This window comes from Novosphingobium sp. Chol11 (assembly GCF_900218065.1).
In the GTDB taxonomy this organism is placed as follows: Bacteria; Pseudomonadota; Alphaproteobacteria; order Sphingomonadales; family Sphingomonadaceae; genus Sphingobium; species Sphingobium agri.
In genome coordinates this window covers 19,037-32,002 of sequence record NZ_OBMU01000004.1, presented here as the reverse complement: position 1 = coordinate 32,002, position 12,966 = coordinate 19,037, and the positions used below count along the sequence as shown (strand labels likewise).

The following is a 12,966-nucleotide window of genomic DNA, read 5'->3' as shown; positions in this document are numbered from 1 at the left end:
AACGTCTCCTAAGGCCATGATGGCCACAGGTAGAACGCTTCAGAGCAGGCCGACCCTAGTCGGACGCTCAGCACGGAAATTTCGCTTCCCAGGTGCAGACGTTCAGCTATTTTGGCAGGTGTCGCCCAATTCCGGCCGTTCGTTCTCGGCGTTCGAATGGCAGCTGTAACCGGATGCGGCCACTCGCTTCATCTTAACCCGCCAGACTGCAAGGGCCTTCTTTGTCGCCGTTCAGCTTGACGCGGCGCGAACCGAAACCTGTCGCTCGTTCATGCACCAAGCCAAACCCCACGATCAGCAGTGGTTAAGCGAAACCGCATCCGTCCTGCTGCGGGCGGAGGCTGGCTTGTCGTTTACGGCCTTTGCCCGTTTTGATTCGCCAGCGCGTGCTCGCCGCTGTCTAATTCTTGAATTCACGCATCTGGGCAGGCATAGCGTGAACTAGCTAGAGCCCTGTTATCGCTCAGGATGTCTGATGTCGCCTCGTTTTCTCTTGGTTCTGGCTGCTTTGCCAGGATGTAATGCCGCTACTGCCAAGGACGAAATTTCCCGCAGCTTTACCCTGTGTTACATAGGTGGCGGAAAAAATTGCGTAGTGGACGGGGACACTATCTGGCTGGACGGCGAAAAGATCAGGGTCGCTGACATTGATACGCCTGAGACGCATGGACCGAAATGCCAGGCAGAAGGCGAGCTTGGGGCAAGAGCTACGCGGAGGCTGCATGAACTGGTGAACGCTGGCCCGTTCTCGGTTGCCCCGATTGGCAATAGGGATACTGACCGTTACGGCCGACGGCTGAGGGTGCTGACCCGTGACGGTCGATCGCTCGGAGATCAGCTTGTCAGCGAAGGGCTGGCGCGGACGTGGACCGGACGCCGGGAGCCTTGGTGTTGAAGCGCGCCATCTTCCTGATCGAGGCGTTCCTGATAGGTGCCATCCTGGTGATAGGCTTCGGCACGGCGCTTTGGAATGCCGGGATGACGCTGTGGAATGCTGGAGTGATGCTTACTGGCCAACTGAAACGTTGATACCATGGCTAGTCCTCTGGCTCAGCCAGAATATGCCGGAACAGCAGTTGCTGAAGAGTGACACAAGCGGTAAGTTGAACCTAATGAAGGTTAAACTGAGATCTCCAGATGTGTCTTGGCTGAACAAACCAGTTAAACAAAACGGTGCTTGGAGGGGAATGTGAATGCTATTGGCCCAAACTGTCGACACGGATTTTTCTGACCAGGTTGCCTCGATCGCCGAGCAGCTCAATCGCTTGTTGCTCGATCTGGATAGACTGAAAATATGGAATGCGAGCAGCCATTTAAGCTTGGCGATCGAGGCCTTGCCGGGTCAGCGGGCGATTTTGCCTCCGGTCATCGATGAGAGCAATTGATCTAAACTTTCACGCCACTGCGGGGTCATCGAGACGAAAATTCGCCTGTGGTCCTTTGGATCGGGCGTCCTTTGGATGATGCCTCTTTGATGCATGAGTTGGATCTGTCGCAGCGCTGTGGTTGAGGGAACCGAGGCGGCGATGCACAAGCTTGATATGCTCACTTGCGTCGACATCTCTCCGCTCACGAACAGATCGAGCATCATGTCCCATATGGGTTCGCCGAACAGATCAGATCCAAAAGCCTTATCTCTTAATCTTCTTTCCCGGATAATTCGCTGAGCCATCTCCACGCTCGATTGTGGTATGGTCTGAAAAGGCTCCTCGGCTTGCTGTTTGCCCCTTGCAACGCGCGCCTTTATTCTTGCGAAAACCTCTTCTGTTAAGGCGTCAAGATCATCATCAGAGTGGCGGCGGTTAATTGGGATTTCACTGCCCATCACATCGCTCCAAGAATTTCTTCGAGCGGTCTTCCTTCCCTATATGCGGCGATCAGCCCTTCTTGTTGAGGAAGAAGTGAGTCAATCGCGTGAAGATGGTCAGGCACCACGTCGTTCAACAGGACAGAAGGGCATTGTCCTTCGAAATTGCCCAAGTTTGGCCGATGCTGTTGATAGCCTACCAAAGCAGCTAATTCGGAGCTGAACGTCTTTGCGATTTCTGGCGGGTAGGCGAGCCATTGGTTCTCATAGGGTTTGAGCCAACCCAGACTGTAGCTGATGATTACACCACGCCGGATTTGTGAACTGACGTTCTGACCGGCGCCATGCAGAGTGGAGCCGAGGAATAGCAGCGCTGAACCGGGCAACATCTCGGCATCAACGCTGTCCTCGGGCGGCAAAATTATTTGGTCTTGGTGACGGTGGCTGTGCGGCCAAACGATGGTGGCTCCGGTTTCGGCCGTAAACGGCGTAGTCGGCCACATGACGTTGACCAGATACTCCATTTCGCCTTTAGGACCCTTCCACATGTCCTGGTCGCGATGGGGAACTTGATTTGGGGAGCCGGGGTGAACCTCGACCGCTTGGGTAAGATTCAGCTGAATCACGTCGCACCACGGCTTCAAAACCTCGTTGACGATACCGACGATCAATTCATTCTGTACGAGCTTCGCCGTCTGTTCGGAACGCAGAAGGAGGCGACCGAACCGCTTCGTCTGCGAACCGTAGAAAGCTCCCTCACTGAATGCCGTGCTTTCGAAGCGTTCGGCCAGATTGCTATCAAGGCGAGCGATTGTTTCAGAGTCGATGACTTCGGGGATGATGACATAGCCGTCGGTTACGAGGCTGCTTGCATAAACGGAGATCAAATCGGCAAGGCGTGCGCGGTCAGCCGCGCCAATGTCGGTTGGCGAGTACATGTGAACCTCTGCGATGAATTTGGGTTAGGCGGCGAGTTTGGACTGAGCGTAAGTCAGGCCAGACGCCGAATAGGTCCCCGCATCACGCAAGAGTTCCATCGTGTCAGTTCCGATGTGGATTTGCAGGCCGCCGAGCAACGATTTGCCCACAGCCTTCGGGATTCCCAATGGGACGCACCGCCACCCGAGACCGAGTATCTGGGTTAGCCAGCCCATTTCAGCCACGCCCGTGTAGCTGCTGATGCCCGTCAGCAGAGCATGCTCCGTCAGTCCTGTCGCAAGGCGATTGCGAACAATGCGACGCTCCGGTGCCCGCAACCGGGGCGATAGGCACAGGCGGGTGATTTCCCGGATTGAGGTCCCTGTAGGGACCGGCATATCACAAAGATGGGGAAAGATATTGCCGATGATGTGCGGTCGATCAGTGCGAAGAAGTCTTACGGAGCCAAGATGATCTCCACCTGATGGGTCGGAAACTATCAAATAGTCTGCATTATCATCATCAAACTGATCACGTTCAAAGGTGCCGTCTGCTGGAATTTCCCATTTTAGTAAATCAATGAAGACATGTTTTCTGTCCATAAACATAATATCAACGACATTTTTATAATGTTTGATGTTATTGTTATTGATGAAGTGAAGCATGAAACCCTCCTCGTGGAGGATTTAATTTGTCCAATTTGGACCTTCGCGCCATTCCCCCTAAAGGGGGATAGTCAGAGCAAGTCAGTCAATGCAATCTGCCCCGCATGAACAGCACGCAAGATCAGCTGCACTCGCTTTGCTACGCCGTATCGCTCCCGAGCGCTGTCGAGATGTTGCGTAACCGTATCTTCCTTGATGCCCAAAATGGTGGCAATTTCCCAATCTGACTTGCCGCGTCCGGCGAGTAGTACACAATCAAGCTGCCTGGGGCTGAGATCGACTCGCCCGGTAGTAGCGGTAGACCGCGCCGCCTCAAGGGCAAGGTTCCGTGCCGACTGGAAGGCGAAGGAGCCGATAAGTTGTATGGCACCAATATATTCCCGGCGAAGCGTTTTTCCCCGCCGGAGAGCGAAACTGCAGGAGCCATTCGCCTCGCCAGGCAAGTTGGCCGGGACTGTGATGCCGTCACCTATGCCTTCGTCGAGGGCTGATCGTAACACGTCTTGCTGTCTTTTGGTCAGCGTGATCATGTCTGGGACATCCGACCATGCAAAGGCGAGATTTGTCGCATAGCTGGCGACGTGGATGGGGTCCCAAGAGTACATCTTTTTCTCTAGAAACTTTTCCACCCATGGCTTGGGGTAGTTCTCCAATCGCACTGAACTCGCCTTGTTACGCGCCCGGTGATCCACGTGGTGGATGAGGGCATAGTAATCGAAGCCCATCTCGAGGCTAATTTGCTCAAGCAGCAATTCGACCTGCTGGAGAGTTGAAGCCCGATTGGCCGCATCAACAAACTGCTGCACCAGCCTGAAGGTTTGAAGCGATTCCTCCTGAACCCCGAAACTAAACGACGCCAACGCTTGTCCCATTCGTGCCCCTCAATCCAGAAGGATATAGAAGGGGCTTGTAGGATTTTCCTACATCAAAATTGCCATATGTGCAGGAAATCTAGCATATGGTTAAGAAAGGATTGATCACTGCCGTCTAGGTAATTGCCTTCCTAGCCAGATTACTCTGCCAAGCACCAGCAGGCTCCCGGCATCGATACCGGACCAGGTGGGATATGCAGGATTGTCGCAGCTAACCACGACCTGTCCTCTCAGAGGCCCAGGAGACACTCGCTTAGCTACGAGCCCATCATCGATCCGCAAGATGTACACGCCATCCCGCAGTCTCGCTGAGCCATCATCATGATCAATCATAACATCGTCCCCATCGCACAGCGTCGGTGACATCGAGTCCCCCTCGATTCTGACGATCGAAATTCGGTCCGCTTTGACGCCAAGTTTTTTCAGACAGTCGGCGTCAAATGTGACGCTCGACTTCCGCTCGTCGTTTGGGCGTGAATTCTGCGGATCGCCCGCGGCGGCAAGGGTCTGCAATATCGGGACTGTCACCAGCGGCTTTCCTGCCGCCGCAGGGCGGGGAGGCAGGTCTTGAGCGCCTAGGCACTCCTCTGGCACTGAAAAATGGTGGGACAGGATGCGACGATCCTCATCGCTGAGCTTGCGCGGAGTGCCCCGGGTGATGAATTGATGAATATACGCAGAGTTGCGCCCAAGGAGACTAGAGATGCCAGCGTAGGTGTCGCCGCGCTGCGTAATTAGCTCCTGAAGCTTTCTGCGAACGTTATCCATTGATGCACCGGTTTGCCTTTAGCGGCCTATCCGGGCCATTAACAGAATTCGCGGTGTTGTTCACGGGCTTTGGCTTCAGCAGCTTGCCGGTCTTCTTACTCTTCTGAGCAAACGGAAAGCTCAGGTCATCTGCTCCAGCGGGAGGCGCGCTGCGGTCATGCGTTCCAACTGGGCCTGCAGATCCGCCATGCTGGCCTGCAGGTCGCCCCAGCGTACCCATTGCCCCCTATATTCAACCGCATCCTGCGGATCGCACGCAAGGACGGCGGTGATGATCCAGGAAAGCGTAACCGCCTCCTGCTCGCGATGCGGTTGGGCGGTCACGGCTTGCCTTTATTTCGGCGGCATGCGGATGGCGCCGTCCAGTCGTATGGTTTCACCGACACAGAACTTGCCGTCCTTGAAGTGAGGGCGGCCGAGAGGGGCACCGATCGAGCGGGATGGGTCAAGGCATTGATGCGCCGACATCTGGGTTTGAAGGGGAAGGTCGACGATGGCTTTCGGAACGGCCTTAAGCCCGTCCGCATGCAATTGGAGCGGATTGGTCGCAATCTCAACCAGGCCATGAAGGCGGGTAACGCTGCAATGATGGCCGACAATGGCCTGCAGATCGAAACGGAACTCCGCCGCATCGGTGAGATGCGGCAGGAGATCAACGAACAGATTGCCGCGTTGAGCGAAGCCCTCCGCAATGACCTCAGCTACTGGAAGGTCGCGGACTGATGCCCTTTGGTGAGCGCGAAGACGAGCTGTGGGGTGTGCTGAAGCCGATGTTCCGGCCGCGCGTCTTCGGCGATCCGAACCTTGCCTACGCCAAGCATCTTCTCAATCAGACCGGTCCTTTCAAGCCTGCCAGCCATGCTGCGGCGCGCACGGATCCGCGCGCTGTGCTGGCGCGGGTTGTGCGCAAGGCGCCGGAGGTCCTGGTGAAGGTTACCGGGCGCAAGAAGGGTGCTGAGCATCTGGGCGCTCATCTTTCTTATATCGCACGGCATGGCGACCTTGCTGTGGAGACGCGCGACGGAGAGGTGATCAGCGACAAGGCGGAACTGCAGCAGCTTGCGCAGGAGTGGTCCGAGCCGCTTCAATGGCGGGATCGCGCTACCGTTTCTGCCGTTGCCATGGTCTTCTCCATGCCGGAGGGGACGGATGCCGAAACGGTACGGCAGGCTGTCCGCGGGGCGGCCGATCGGATGGTGGGTGATAATCATGATTATCTGATGGCGCTTCATACCGACACGCCTCGACCCCATGTCCACCTTACGGTGCAGGCTGAAGGTTTGGATGATCGGCGCTTCGATCCACGTCGGGAAGATCTGTTCAAGTTCCGCGAGTCTTTTGCCGAGGCGCTGCGCAGCCGGGGTGTGGAATGCGAGGCGACGCCGCGCTGGACGCGAGGGCAGGGGAGGGCGGGCACCAGCATGGCGCTTGCACAGATGCGAGCTAAGATCAGGAGCGGTGTTTCACGGCAGCCGACCGAGGTGGATATGCGGCAGGCCCGTGAGGCCCTGGCCATCGCCGCGGGCAAGGCGATGTCACCGCACTTTGTTGTTCGGGCTAAGGCGCGTTGGGAAATCACAAAGCAGCAGTATGAAAAAGCTGCGGAAAGACTGGATCGCACTGGCGATCCGCTCAACAAGACGCTGGCCGGCGAGCTTCGCGCGTTCCTGAAAGATCGAACTGCGATCGAGACTGTGCCAGACCGCGTCCTAAGGGACGCGATTGAACGCCTGCGGCGTGCTGAGGAGCGCAAGCGCGACGGTCCACCCGAACGAAGGCCATCCGATCCTTCGCCGCCCAAGCGAACAAGATAGCTGCGAAGCCCCTTAATTCGATTTGGATGGAAACCTCGAAAAGCCGCTATCTATTATCAGGTCGTAGCCACATTGCGTTGAGCACGATCGACCGTCATAGGCTTCGGCGATGGATGAGAATATAACCGCGATAATTCTGCGCGTGATCGAGCGAGCGCCGCAGTGGCTGCGGCATGATCTGGAAGCCAAAGATATTAGCGCACGTCGGCGTGCCGAAGAAACTCTGGCGGCCATGCTCACCGACGCTTTGGTGAACGGGACTGCCGGGGAGGCAGGGGATTAGGTCTGCCCAAAGGTGAGAAAAATAGAGTGATCCTAAGCGCTCGATCCCTCGCGATGTAAGGCTGTTGGAGCTGCATCTTTTACAGCTTGCCGGAGTTTCGGACGACCCAGATCAAGGGAAGTTAGGGCAGTTTACAAGAAATTGCTAAACTGGCATAAGATCGCTATGGATGCTCGCCGAAACCCTTTTGCTCCTGGTGCGGGAACTCCGCCCCCTGAGCTTGCCGGACGAGGTGCGCTGCTGGAACGTAATGCAGTGGCGCTCGATCGCATCCGGATGGGCAGATCTGCACGCCCGAGCATTTTGTATGGTTTGCGCGGCGTCGGAAAGACGGTGTTGCTGTCGACCATGCGGGACGCAGCGGAAATCGAAGGGATGACGATCGTCGCGATCGAAGCGCCGGAAAATCGATCGCTCCCTGGTATTCTTGTGCCCGCGCTACGGGCCGCCCTGTTGCGGCTTGACCGACTGAAGCACGCATCAGCTGGGGTGAAGCGGGCGCTGCAGGCACTTGCCGGCTTCGCCAAGCTCAAGGTCAAATATGATGATCTGGAGGTTGCGCTGGACTTTGAGCCCGAACCCGGCCTTGCCGATAGCGGTGATCTTGAGGCGGATCTCGCGGATCTGATCGTTGCCGTCGGGGAGGCGGCCAAGGAACGCAAAAGCGCGGTAGTTCTCGTGATCGATGAGTTGCAATATGTGCCCGAAGAGCAATTGGCCGCCCTGATCAGCGCCTTACACCGGGCCAACCAAAAGCAGCTTCCGGTGACCATGCTGGCAGCGGGCCTTCCGCAATTGCTGGGACAAATGGGCCGGGCAAAATCTTATGCTGAACGCCTGTTCGAATTTGTCGCCGTCGGCCCACTCGATAATGCGGCGGCTCGAGATGCTATCCGCGTCCCGATCGAGCGTGAGGAAGAGTCGATTGAGGATGAGGCTCTCGAAGAGATCATCGCGCAGACCAAGGGCTACCCCTACTTCCTTCAGGAGTGGGGCAAGCATGGCTGGGATGTCGCGGATGCATCGCCGATCACGGCGCAGGATATAGCGTCCGCAACCGAGGGCGCACTTGCCGAACTCGATGCCAGCTTCTTCCGTGTACGCTTCGACCGACTGACCCCGGGCGAGAAACGCTATCTCCGCGCGATGGCAAGTCTCGGACCAGGTCCGCATCGTTCGGGTGATGTGGCAGATGCCATGGGAGTGAAGGTGTCTAGTGTTGCTCCCACGCGAAACAGTCTTATCGCGAAAGGAATGTTGTACAGCCCGGCGCACGGTGACACTGCGTTTACGGTGCCGCTCTTCGACGCTTACATGCGACGCGTAATGCCGGAAAACCTCTCATAGACCAGGTCGCGGAGTAGGGCAGAGCTTGGGACATTCGCGACTGTCGGGTCCGGAGCGCCACAGCGTCGAATCCGGCCGTAGGGCTGGTGCGGGCCGACGTCCGTTCACGCCAACATAGCTGTCGTTCAAGCCCAGAGATCGCTTCGCGAAAGCAGTCATTTACGTCAACCTACGCTTCGCTCAGCGTTAGGCGCCAACCATGACATTCAGTGCCGCTCTGATTTCATGCGCTGGTCCAGCGCTTTGCGCGAGCGTTCGGCATAAGCGCGGCAGGCTCCCGGGTGGTCGTTGTACCGGCCTTCGCCGGCATTGTCCGGGTGGCCCGAGATCAGGATATCGCACGGGGTCTTGTTCATCGCTTCATAGCTTTTGCTGAAACCGGTGGTGATCGGGCGCGCGGTCGGCGCTGTGTAACGGTAATCGTCGGTCGATACCGGGTTCAGGCTCGCGGCAAATATGATAGTCCGGCATATCCGCCGTTCGCACGACTTCCAGCGCCAGCTCATGCTGCCCATCGTATGACCCGGCGTTGCCAGCGCGGTGACCGTAATATTGCCCAGCCGCAGGGTTTGGTTGTCGCGGATGGTTTGCACCTTGGCCACCGCCGGCCAGGAGCCGCCATAACCATGCTGCGGATCGTCGGCGGCAAGGCGACCGGCCAGCAGCCCTTCCGCACCCCGTGGACTGGCGACGACGGTAGCGCCCGTGTCACGCGCCAGCGCCGCGATGCCCCCGGCATGGTCGAAATGGGGTTCGGTGCTGAGAATATATTTGATGTCGCGCGGATGAAAGCCCAGCCGCCTGACATTGTCGAGGATGGCGGGTGCAGCTTGCGGTAAGGCGCCATCAATCAGAATCAGCCCCGCACCAGTATCGATCAAGGCGACACTCAGACCGCCGAAGCCGACAAGATAGCTATTGCCGAAGATTTTCTGTGGCGGCAGGGGAGAAAGCCATTCTGCGGTGCGGGAGCCGATAATGGGCTTGATCAGGGCATCCTCCTGGGTTTGCGCCAATAGATTAATCGAGCTCGTCAGCGCTGCCAACGCGCCTGCCGTTAGAAGTCGCATTGTCGACATTCACAAATCTCCTTCGCGGCCGGGATTGCGGCATGGATGACGCAGAAACAAAGCATCATTTCTCGACAGAGCCATGAGTCGAATTCATAACTAGGCGATGGATCGAGCCCAGCTCCCTCTCAATGCCCTACGGGCTTTCGAGGCGGCCGCGCGCCATCTCAACTTCACGCGTGCCGCGATCGAACTGTGCGTCAGCCAAGGGGCCGTGAGCCATCAGGTTGCGCAGCTCGAACGGCGGCTCGGTACCCGCCTGTTCCATCGGCTCCCGCGGGGCTTGGCACTAACCGACGATGGGCAGGCTCTGGTGCCAGTGCTGGCCGACATGTTCGATCGGGTAGGCGCTTTGCTCGACCAATATATGGACGGTCGATTTCGCGAAGTGTTGCACATCGGCGTCGTCGGTACGTTCGCAACCGGCTGGCTGCTTCATCGGCTTGGCGGGTTCGAGCGCGTCTGTCCTCACATCGACCTGCGCGTTTCAACCAACAACAATCGCGTCGACATCGCGGGTGAAGCGCTCGACTTCGCGATCCGCTTCGGGGACGGCGCGTAGCATGGCACCATTGCAGAGCCGCTGCTTGAGGCTCGGTTGACCCCGCTCTGCACGCCGTCAATCGCCCACCGGCTGAGCAGCCCCCGCGACCTGACCCAGGAATTATTATTGCGTTCCTATCGGCCCGACGAATGGCGCCGCTGGTTTGAAGCGGCAGGTGCCTCCCAACCCGTGCTGCGCGGCCCGGTATTCGACAGCTCCGCACTGATGGTCGCGGCGGCTGCAAATGGCCTGGGAGTAGCGCTGGCACCCGCGGCGATGTTCACGCCCGAACTGATCGCCGAGCGCCTAGTCCAGCCATTCGACATTTCGGTCGATGCTGGGCGCTACTGGCTGACCAGGCTTATATCGCGAAAGAACAGCGATGCTATGCGCTCGTTTCGGCACTGGCTGATGAATGAGGTTGTAGCGGAGGCGCGATCGTAACCCCAAAGGTTTGCCTACCATGGTGTGACCGCCAATACGCGGATCGATTATTATTCGCTTAGCTCGCCGAAAGGTTGGGGCGGTCAGGCAACAAACGCCAACTTAGCAGACATTCGACGGCTCGTTATCGTTCGCTAAAACCTGCCCTTCGTTTATCTATTTTGCGGCGGTATCCTGCCCATTTGAAGCAGGCGCATTGTACGGTGTGACCTTGCCATCTCGCATAGCTTCGACTTGGCTTAAAGGGTTCTGCCATGGAGATTATCACGTATTCGGAAGACTGAGCCTTTGAGCTGCGCTGACCAGGCCTCCGGAAAATCAGGCAATGCGTAGGACTTCGCTGTAACCATTCGAGGGGGGCAATATGCGACTGCCCCCCATGCTGGTCAGATCGTTGAACGAACCGGACGAACGATCAGCGTGTTCACGTCCACATCGGCCGGCTGCTCCACTGCATAAGCGATGGCCCGCGCGATCGCATCCGGAGTGAGCGCGATGGCCCGGAAATCGACCATCGCCTGCGCCGCAACCGGATCGGTGATAGTGTGGGCAAGTTCCGATTCCACCACGCCCGGAGCGATGATGGTGACGCGGATGTCGTCATGTTCCATACGCAGCGCCTCGGAGATCGCGCGCACCGCATATTTGGTCGCACTGTAGACGCCGCAGGTCGGCCAAACGGCATAGCCGCCGATCGAGGAAATGTTGACGAACTGGCCGCTGCCCTGGCTTTTGAAGCGAGGGAGCGCCGCGGCGATGCCGTGGAGAACGCCGCGGATGTTGACGTCGATCATCCGATCCCACTCGTCGACTTTGAGGCTATCGAAGCGCGACAGCGGCATCAGGCCCGCATTGTTGACCAGCACGTCGACCCGGCCATAGTCAGCTTCCGTTGCGGCGATGAACGCCTCGAAGTCGGCGCGGTCGGTGACGTCGAGCGACCGGAAGGCGACCGTGCCTCCCGCCGCGTTCAGTTCCTCAGCCAGCGCGGCGAGCCGGTCGGTGCGGCGTGCGCCCAGCATCAACTTCGCGCCGCGCGCCGCCAGCAGCCGCGCTGTTCCTTCGCCGATGCCGCTGCTGGCGCCAGTGATCGCGATGACCTTGTCCTCGATAGCCATGATAGTCACTCCTATTCACGCGGACCGACCGTCGATCCGATGCGATCTGAATGGCGCTGCTGCACCCCAGAGCGGTAGAATGGTCGTGCGGAATGATTGCACGATATTCCAGATTTGGAACGGGAGGGTGGAAGACAGCTCGTTAGCAAGCTACTAGCTAATCGCAGCAGAAATGAAGGGGACACGCCGGTGAGGCATGAAGGCCTGGCCCAGCAAATTGCCCGATATGCCGATCGGGACGGCATCATCGACACACCCATCGAGCGCCTCGCGCTGGTTCGTTCGGGCCAAACCGGCGAGCCGGTGCATATGGTGCAGCGCCCGGCGCTGTGCATCATCGCGCAGGGGGGCAAGCGTGTGCTGCTGGGCGAAGCGGTGATCGACTATGGCCCGGCCAGCTATCTGGTCGCCTCGCTCGACCTGCCGATTACCGGCGCCGTCACACAGGCGAGCGTAGACGCGCCCTATCTCTGCTTTTGCCTCTATCTCGATCCGACACTGTTATCGGAGATCGCGCTAACCCTGCCGCCCCAATCGCCGGGCGCGGAGGATGGCGGAGGCATGACGCTGCACCCGATGACGCCCGAACTGATCGACGCGGCGACGCGGCTGACGGCGCTGCTCGGCGATCCGGAGAGTGCGCCGCTGCTCGCGCCGCTGATTGAGCGGGAGCTGCTGGTACGGCTGATGACCGGGCCTGGCGGAGGCGTGCTGCGCGCTATCGCCAGCGGCGAAAGCCGCACTGGCCAGATCGCCCGCGCGATCGCTTGGCTGAAAGCCCATTTCCGCGAACCGTTCAGCGGGCCGCAGCTTGCCGCCCTTGCCGGCATGAGCCTGTCGAGCTTCCATGACCATTTCCGCCGCGTCACCGCCATGACCCCGCTGCAATACCAAAAGCAGCTGCGGCTGCAGGAAGCGCGGGCGCTGATGCTGGCCGATCGGCTCGATGCGGCAGAGGCGGGCTTCCGCGTCGGTTATGACAGCCCCTCCCAGTTCAGCCGCGAATATCGTCGTCTCTTCGGCGCCCCGCCCATCCGAGACATGGGACGGTTAAGGACAATACCGCATATGACGATGGCGATTTGAAGGGGGTAAGAGGCCTTCCAGAACGCCGTAGGTCCTAAAACGCCGACATAGGCGACGTTCACGGGTTCCAACCCGGCCGCCGAAACCGGACGTTGGTTCACACGGCGGATTATGACGCGTCCTGGCCGACAGCGGAATGGCCGGTTCAGAGCCGGGTGGTGGAGGTAGCTGCCATTCGCGCGGCGTCGGCTGCCGACCAGCTTACGCCGTTCCGGTCGGCTGCCGGAAGG

15 protein-coding genes and 2 pseudogenes are annotated in these 12,966 nt (G+C 58.7%); 9 read left to right on the top strand and 8 right to left on the bottom strand.

What is annotated here, in order from left to right:
* Window positions 1–565: 565 nt before the first annotated feature.
* The 3 genes and pseudogenes from NCHOL11_RS16605 to NCHOL11_RS18275 all read left to right on the top strand — a co-directional run.
* Window positions 566–895: pseudogene (locus NCHOL11_RS16605) on the top strand (thermonuclease family protein); the annotation flags it as partial.
* Complete coding sequence (locus NCHOL11_RS18280; RefSeq protein ID WP_176502347.1) at window positions 892–1,029, top strand: hypothetical protein; 138 nt, start codon at window positions 892–894, stop codon at window positions 1,027–1,029. The pseudogene NCHOL11_RS16605 and the gene NCHOL11_RS18280, both read left to right, overlap by 4 nt.
* A 164-nt stretch (window positions 1,030–1,193) precedes the next feature.
* Complete coding sequence (locus NCHOL11_RS18275) at window positions 1,194–1,385, top strand: hypothetical protein (protein WP_176502346.1); 192 nt, start codon at window positions 1,194–1,196, stop codon at window positions 1,383–1,385.
* Here the strand turns inward: NCHOL11_RS18275 and NCHOL11_RS16600 are convergent.
* The 6 genes from NCHOL11_RS16600 to NCHOL11_RS18270 all read right to left on the bottom strand — a co-directional run bounded on the left by NCHOL11_RS16600 (window position 1,343) and on the right by NCHOL11_RS18270 (window position 5,354).
* Window positions 1,343–1,825, bottom strand: a complete 483-nt coding sequence (locus NCHOL11_RS16600) for a winged helix DNA-binding protein (RefSeq protein ID WP_097093715.1) — start codon at window positions 1,823–1,825, stop codon at window positions 1,343–1,345. The two genes, NCHOL11_RS18275 and NCHOL11_RS16600, sit on opposite strands and share 43 nt — an antisense overlap.
* Window positions 1,825–2,745, bottom strand: coding sequence for a phytanoyl-CoA dioxygenase family protein (locus NCHOL11_RS16595; RefSeq protein ID WP_097093714.1), 921 nt, complete (start codon window positions 2,743–2,745; stop codon window positions 1,825–1,827). Before NCHOL11_RS16595 ends, NCHOL11_RS16600 begins: the two co-directional genes overlap by 1 nt.
* 24 nt (window positions 2,746–2,769) lie before the next feature.
* On the bottom strand, window positions 2,770–3,390 hold the full coding sequence (locus NCHOL11_RS16590) for an acyl-homoserine-lactone synthase (protein ID WP_097093713.1): 621 nt from the start codon (window positions 3,388–3,390) through the stop codon (window positions 2,770–2,772).
* 71 nt (window positions 3,391–3,461) lie between these two features.
* On the bottom strand, window positions 3,462–4,262 hold the full coding sequence (locus NCHOL11_RS16585; protein WP_097093712.1) for a helix-turn-helix transcriptional regulator: 801 nt from the start codon (window positions 4,260–4,262) through the stop codon (window positions 3,462–3,464).
* 105 nt (window positions 4,263–4,367) lie between these two features.
* Window positions 4,368–5,030, bottom strand: a complete 663-nt coding sequence (locus NCHOL11_RS16580; RefSeq protein ID WP_097093711.1) for a S24 family peptidase — start codon at window positions 5,028–5,030, stop codon at window positions 4,368–4,370.
* A gap of 120 nt (window positions 5,031–5,150) precedes the next feature.
* A complete protein-coding gene (locus NCHOL11_RS18270) occupies window positions 5,151–5,354 on the bottom strand; it encodes a hypothetical protein (RefSeq protein ID WP_097093710.1) in 204 nt (67 codons plus the stop codon).
* A 132-nt stretch (window positions 5,355–5,486) separates the two neighbouring features.
* Between NCHOL11_RS18270 and NCHOL11_RS16570 the strand changes: the two genes are divergently transcribed.
* The 4 genes from NCHOL11_RS16570 (at window position 5,487) to NCHOL11_RS16560 (ending at window position 8,474) form a co-directional block, all read left to right on the top strand.
* The gene (locus NCHOL11_RS16570; protein ID WP_255254888.1) at window positions 5,487–5,753 is read left to right on the top strand and encodes a hypothetical protein; all 267 of its coding nucleotides are present in this window, start codon (window positions 5,487–5,489) and stop codon (window positions 5,751–5,753) included.
* Window positions 5,753–6,844 (top strand): relaxase/mobilization nuclease domain-containing protein, encoded by a 1,092-nt coding sequence (locus NCHOL11_RS16565; protein WP_097093709.1) that lies wholly within the window; start codon window positions 5,753–5,755, stop codon window positions 6,842–6,844. Before NCHOL11_RS16570 ends, NCHOL11_RS16565 begins: the two co-directional genes overlap by 1 nt.
* A 109-nt stretch (window positions 6,845–6,953) precedes the next feature.
* Entirely contained in the window at window positions 6,954–7,127 is a 174-nt protein-coding gene (locus NCHOL11_RS18265) for a hypothetical protein (protein ID WP_176502345.1), read from the top strand.
* Window positions 7,128–7,292: 165 nt separating this feature from the next.
* A complete protein-coding gene (locus NCHOL11_RS16560; RefSeq protein ID WP_097093708.1) occupies window positions 7,293–8,474 on the top strand; it encodes an ATP-binding protein in 1,182 nt (393 codons plus the stop codon).
* A 206-nt stretch (window positions 8,475–8,680) separates the two neighbouring features.
* Here NCHOL11_RS16560 and bla read toward each other — a convergent pair whose 3' ends face one another.
* Entirely contained in the window at window positions 8,681–9,544 is an 864-nt protein-coding gene (bla, locus tag NCHOL11_RS16555; protein WP_097093707.1) for a subclass B3 metallo-beta-lactamase, read from the bottom strand.
* A 106-nt stretch (window positions 9,545–9,650) separates the two neighbouring features.
* Between bla and NCHOL11_RS16550 the strand changes: the two are divergent.
* A pseudogene (locus NCHOL11_RS16550) lies at window positions 9,651–10,532 on the top strand (LysR family transcriptional regulator).
* A 386-nt stretch (window positions 10,533–10,918) separates the two neighbouring features.
* Here the strand turns inward: NCHOL11_RS16550 and NCHOL11_RS16545 are convergent.
* Entirely contained in the window at window positions 10,919–11,650 is a 732-nt protein-coding gene (locus NCHOL11_RS16545; RefSeq protein ID WP_097093706.1) for an SDR family oxidoreductase, read from the bottom strand.
* 189 nt (window positions 11,651–11,839) lie between these two features.
* On the opposite strand from NCHOL11_RS16545, the gene NCHOL11_RS16540 reads away from it, so the two are divergent.
* Window positions 11,840–12,736 (top strand): AraC family transcriptional regulator, encoded by an 897-nt coding sequence (locus NCHOL11_RS16540; protein WP_097093705.1) that lies wholly within the window; start codon window positions 11,840–11,842, stop codon window positions 12,734–12,736.
* Window positions 12,737–12,966 lie beyond the last annotated feature (230 nt).

Excerpts from the sequence above, each read along its gene's own strand:
- NCHOL11_RS16560 (WP_097093708.1), top strand. The coding sequence starts at position 7,293 with ATGGATGCTCGCCGAAACCCTTTTGCTCCTGGTGCGGGAACTCCGCCC.
- NCHOL11_RS16580 (WP_097093711.1), bottom strand. The coding sequence starts at position 5,030 with ATGGATAACGTTCGCAGAAAGCTTCAGGAGCTAATTACGCAGCGCGGC.
- NCHOL11_RS16565 (WP_097093709.1), top strand. The coding sequence starts at position 5,753 with ATGCCCTTTGGTGAGCGCGAAGACGAGCTGTGGGGTGTGCTGAAGCCG.
- NCHOL11_RS16595 (WP_097093714.1), bottom strand. The coding sequence starts at position 2,745 with ATGTACTCGCCAACCGACATTGGCGCGGCTGACCGCGCACGCCTTGCC.
- NCHOL11_RS18275 (WP_176502346.1), top strand. The coding sequence starts at position 1,194 with ATGCTATTGGCCCAAACTGTCGACACGGATTTTTCTGACCAGGTTGCC.
- NCHOL11_RS16545 (WP_097093706.1), bottom strand. The coding sequence starts at position 11,650 with ATGGCTATCGAGGACAAGGTCATCGCGATCACTGGCGCCAGCAGCGGC.
- NCHOL11_RS18265 (WP_176502345.1), top strand. The coding sequence starts at position 6,954 with ATGGATGAGAATATAACCGCGATAATTCTGCGCGTGATCGAGCGAGCG.
- bla (WP_097093707.1), bottom strand. The coding sequence starts at position 9,544 with ATGCGACTTCTAACGGCAGGCGCGTTGGCAGCGCTGACGAGCTCGATT.
- NCHOL11_RS16590 (WP_097093713.1), bottom strand. The coding sequence starts at position 3,390 with ATGCTTCACTTCATCAATAACAATAACATCAAACATTATAAAAATGTC.
- NCHOL11_RS16585 (WP_097093712.1), bottom strand. The coding sequence starts at position 4,262 with ATGGGACAAGCGTTGGCGTCGTTTAGTTTCGGGGTTCAGGAGGAATCG.
- NCHOL11_RS16600 (WP_097093715.1), bottom strand. The coding sequence starts at position 1,825 with ATGGGCAGTGAAATCCCAATTAACCGCCGCCACTCTGATGATGATCTT.
- NCHOL11_RS16570 (WP_255254888.1), top strand. The coding sequence starts at position 5,487 with ATGCGCCGACATCTGGGTTTGAAGGGGAAGGTCGACGATGGCTTTCGG.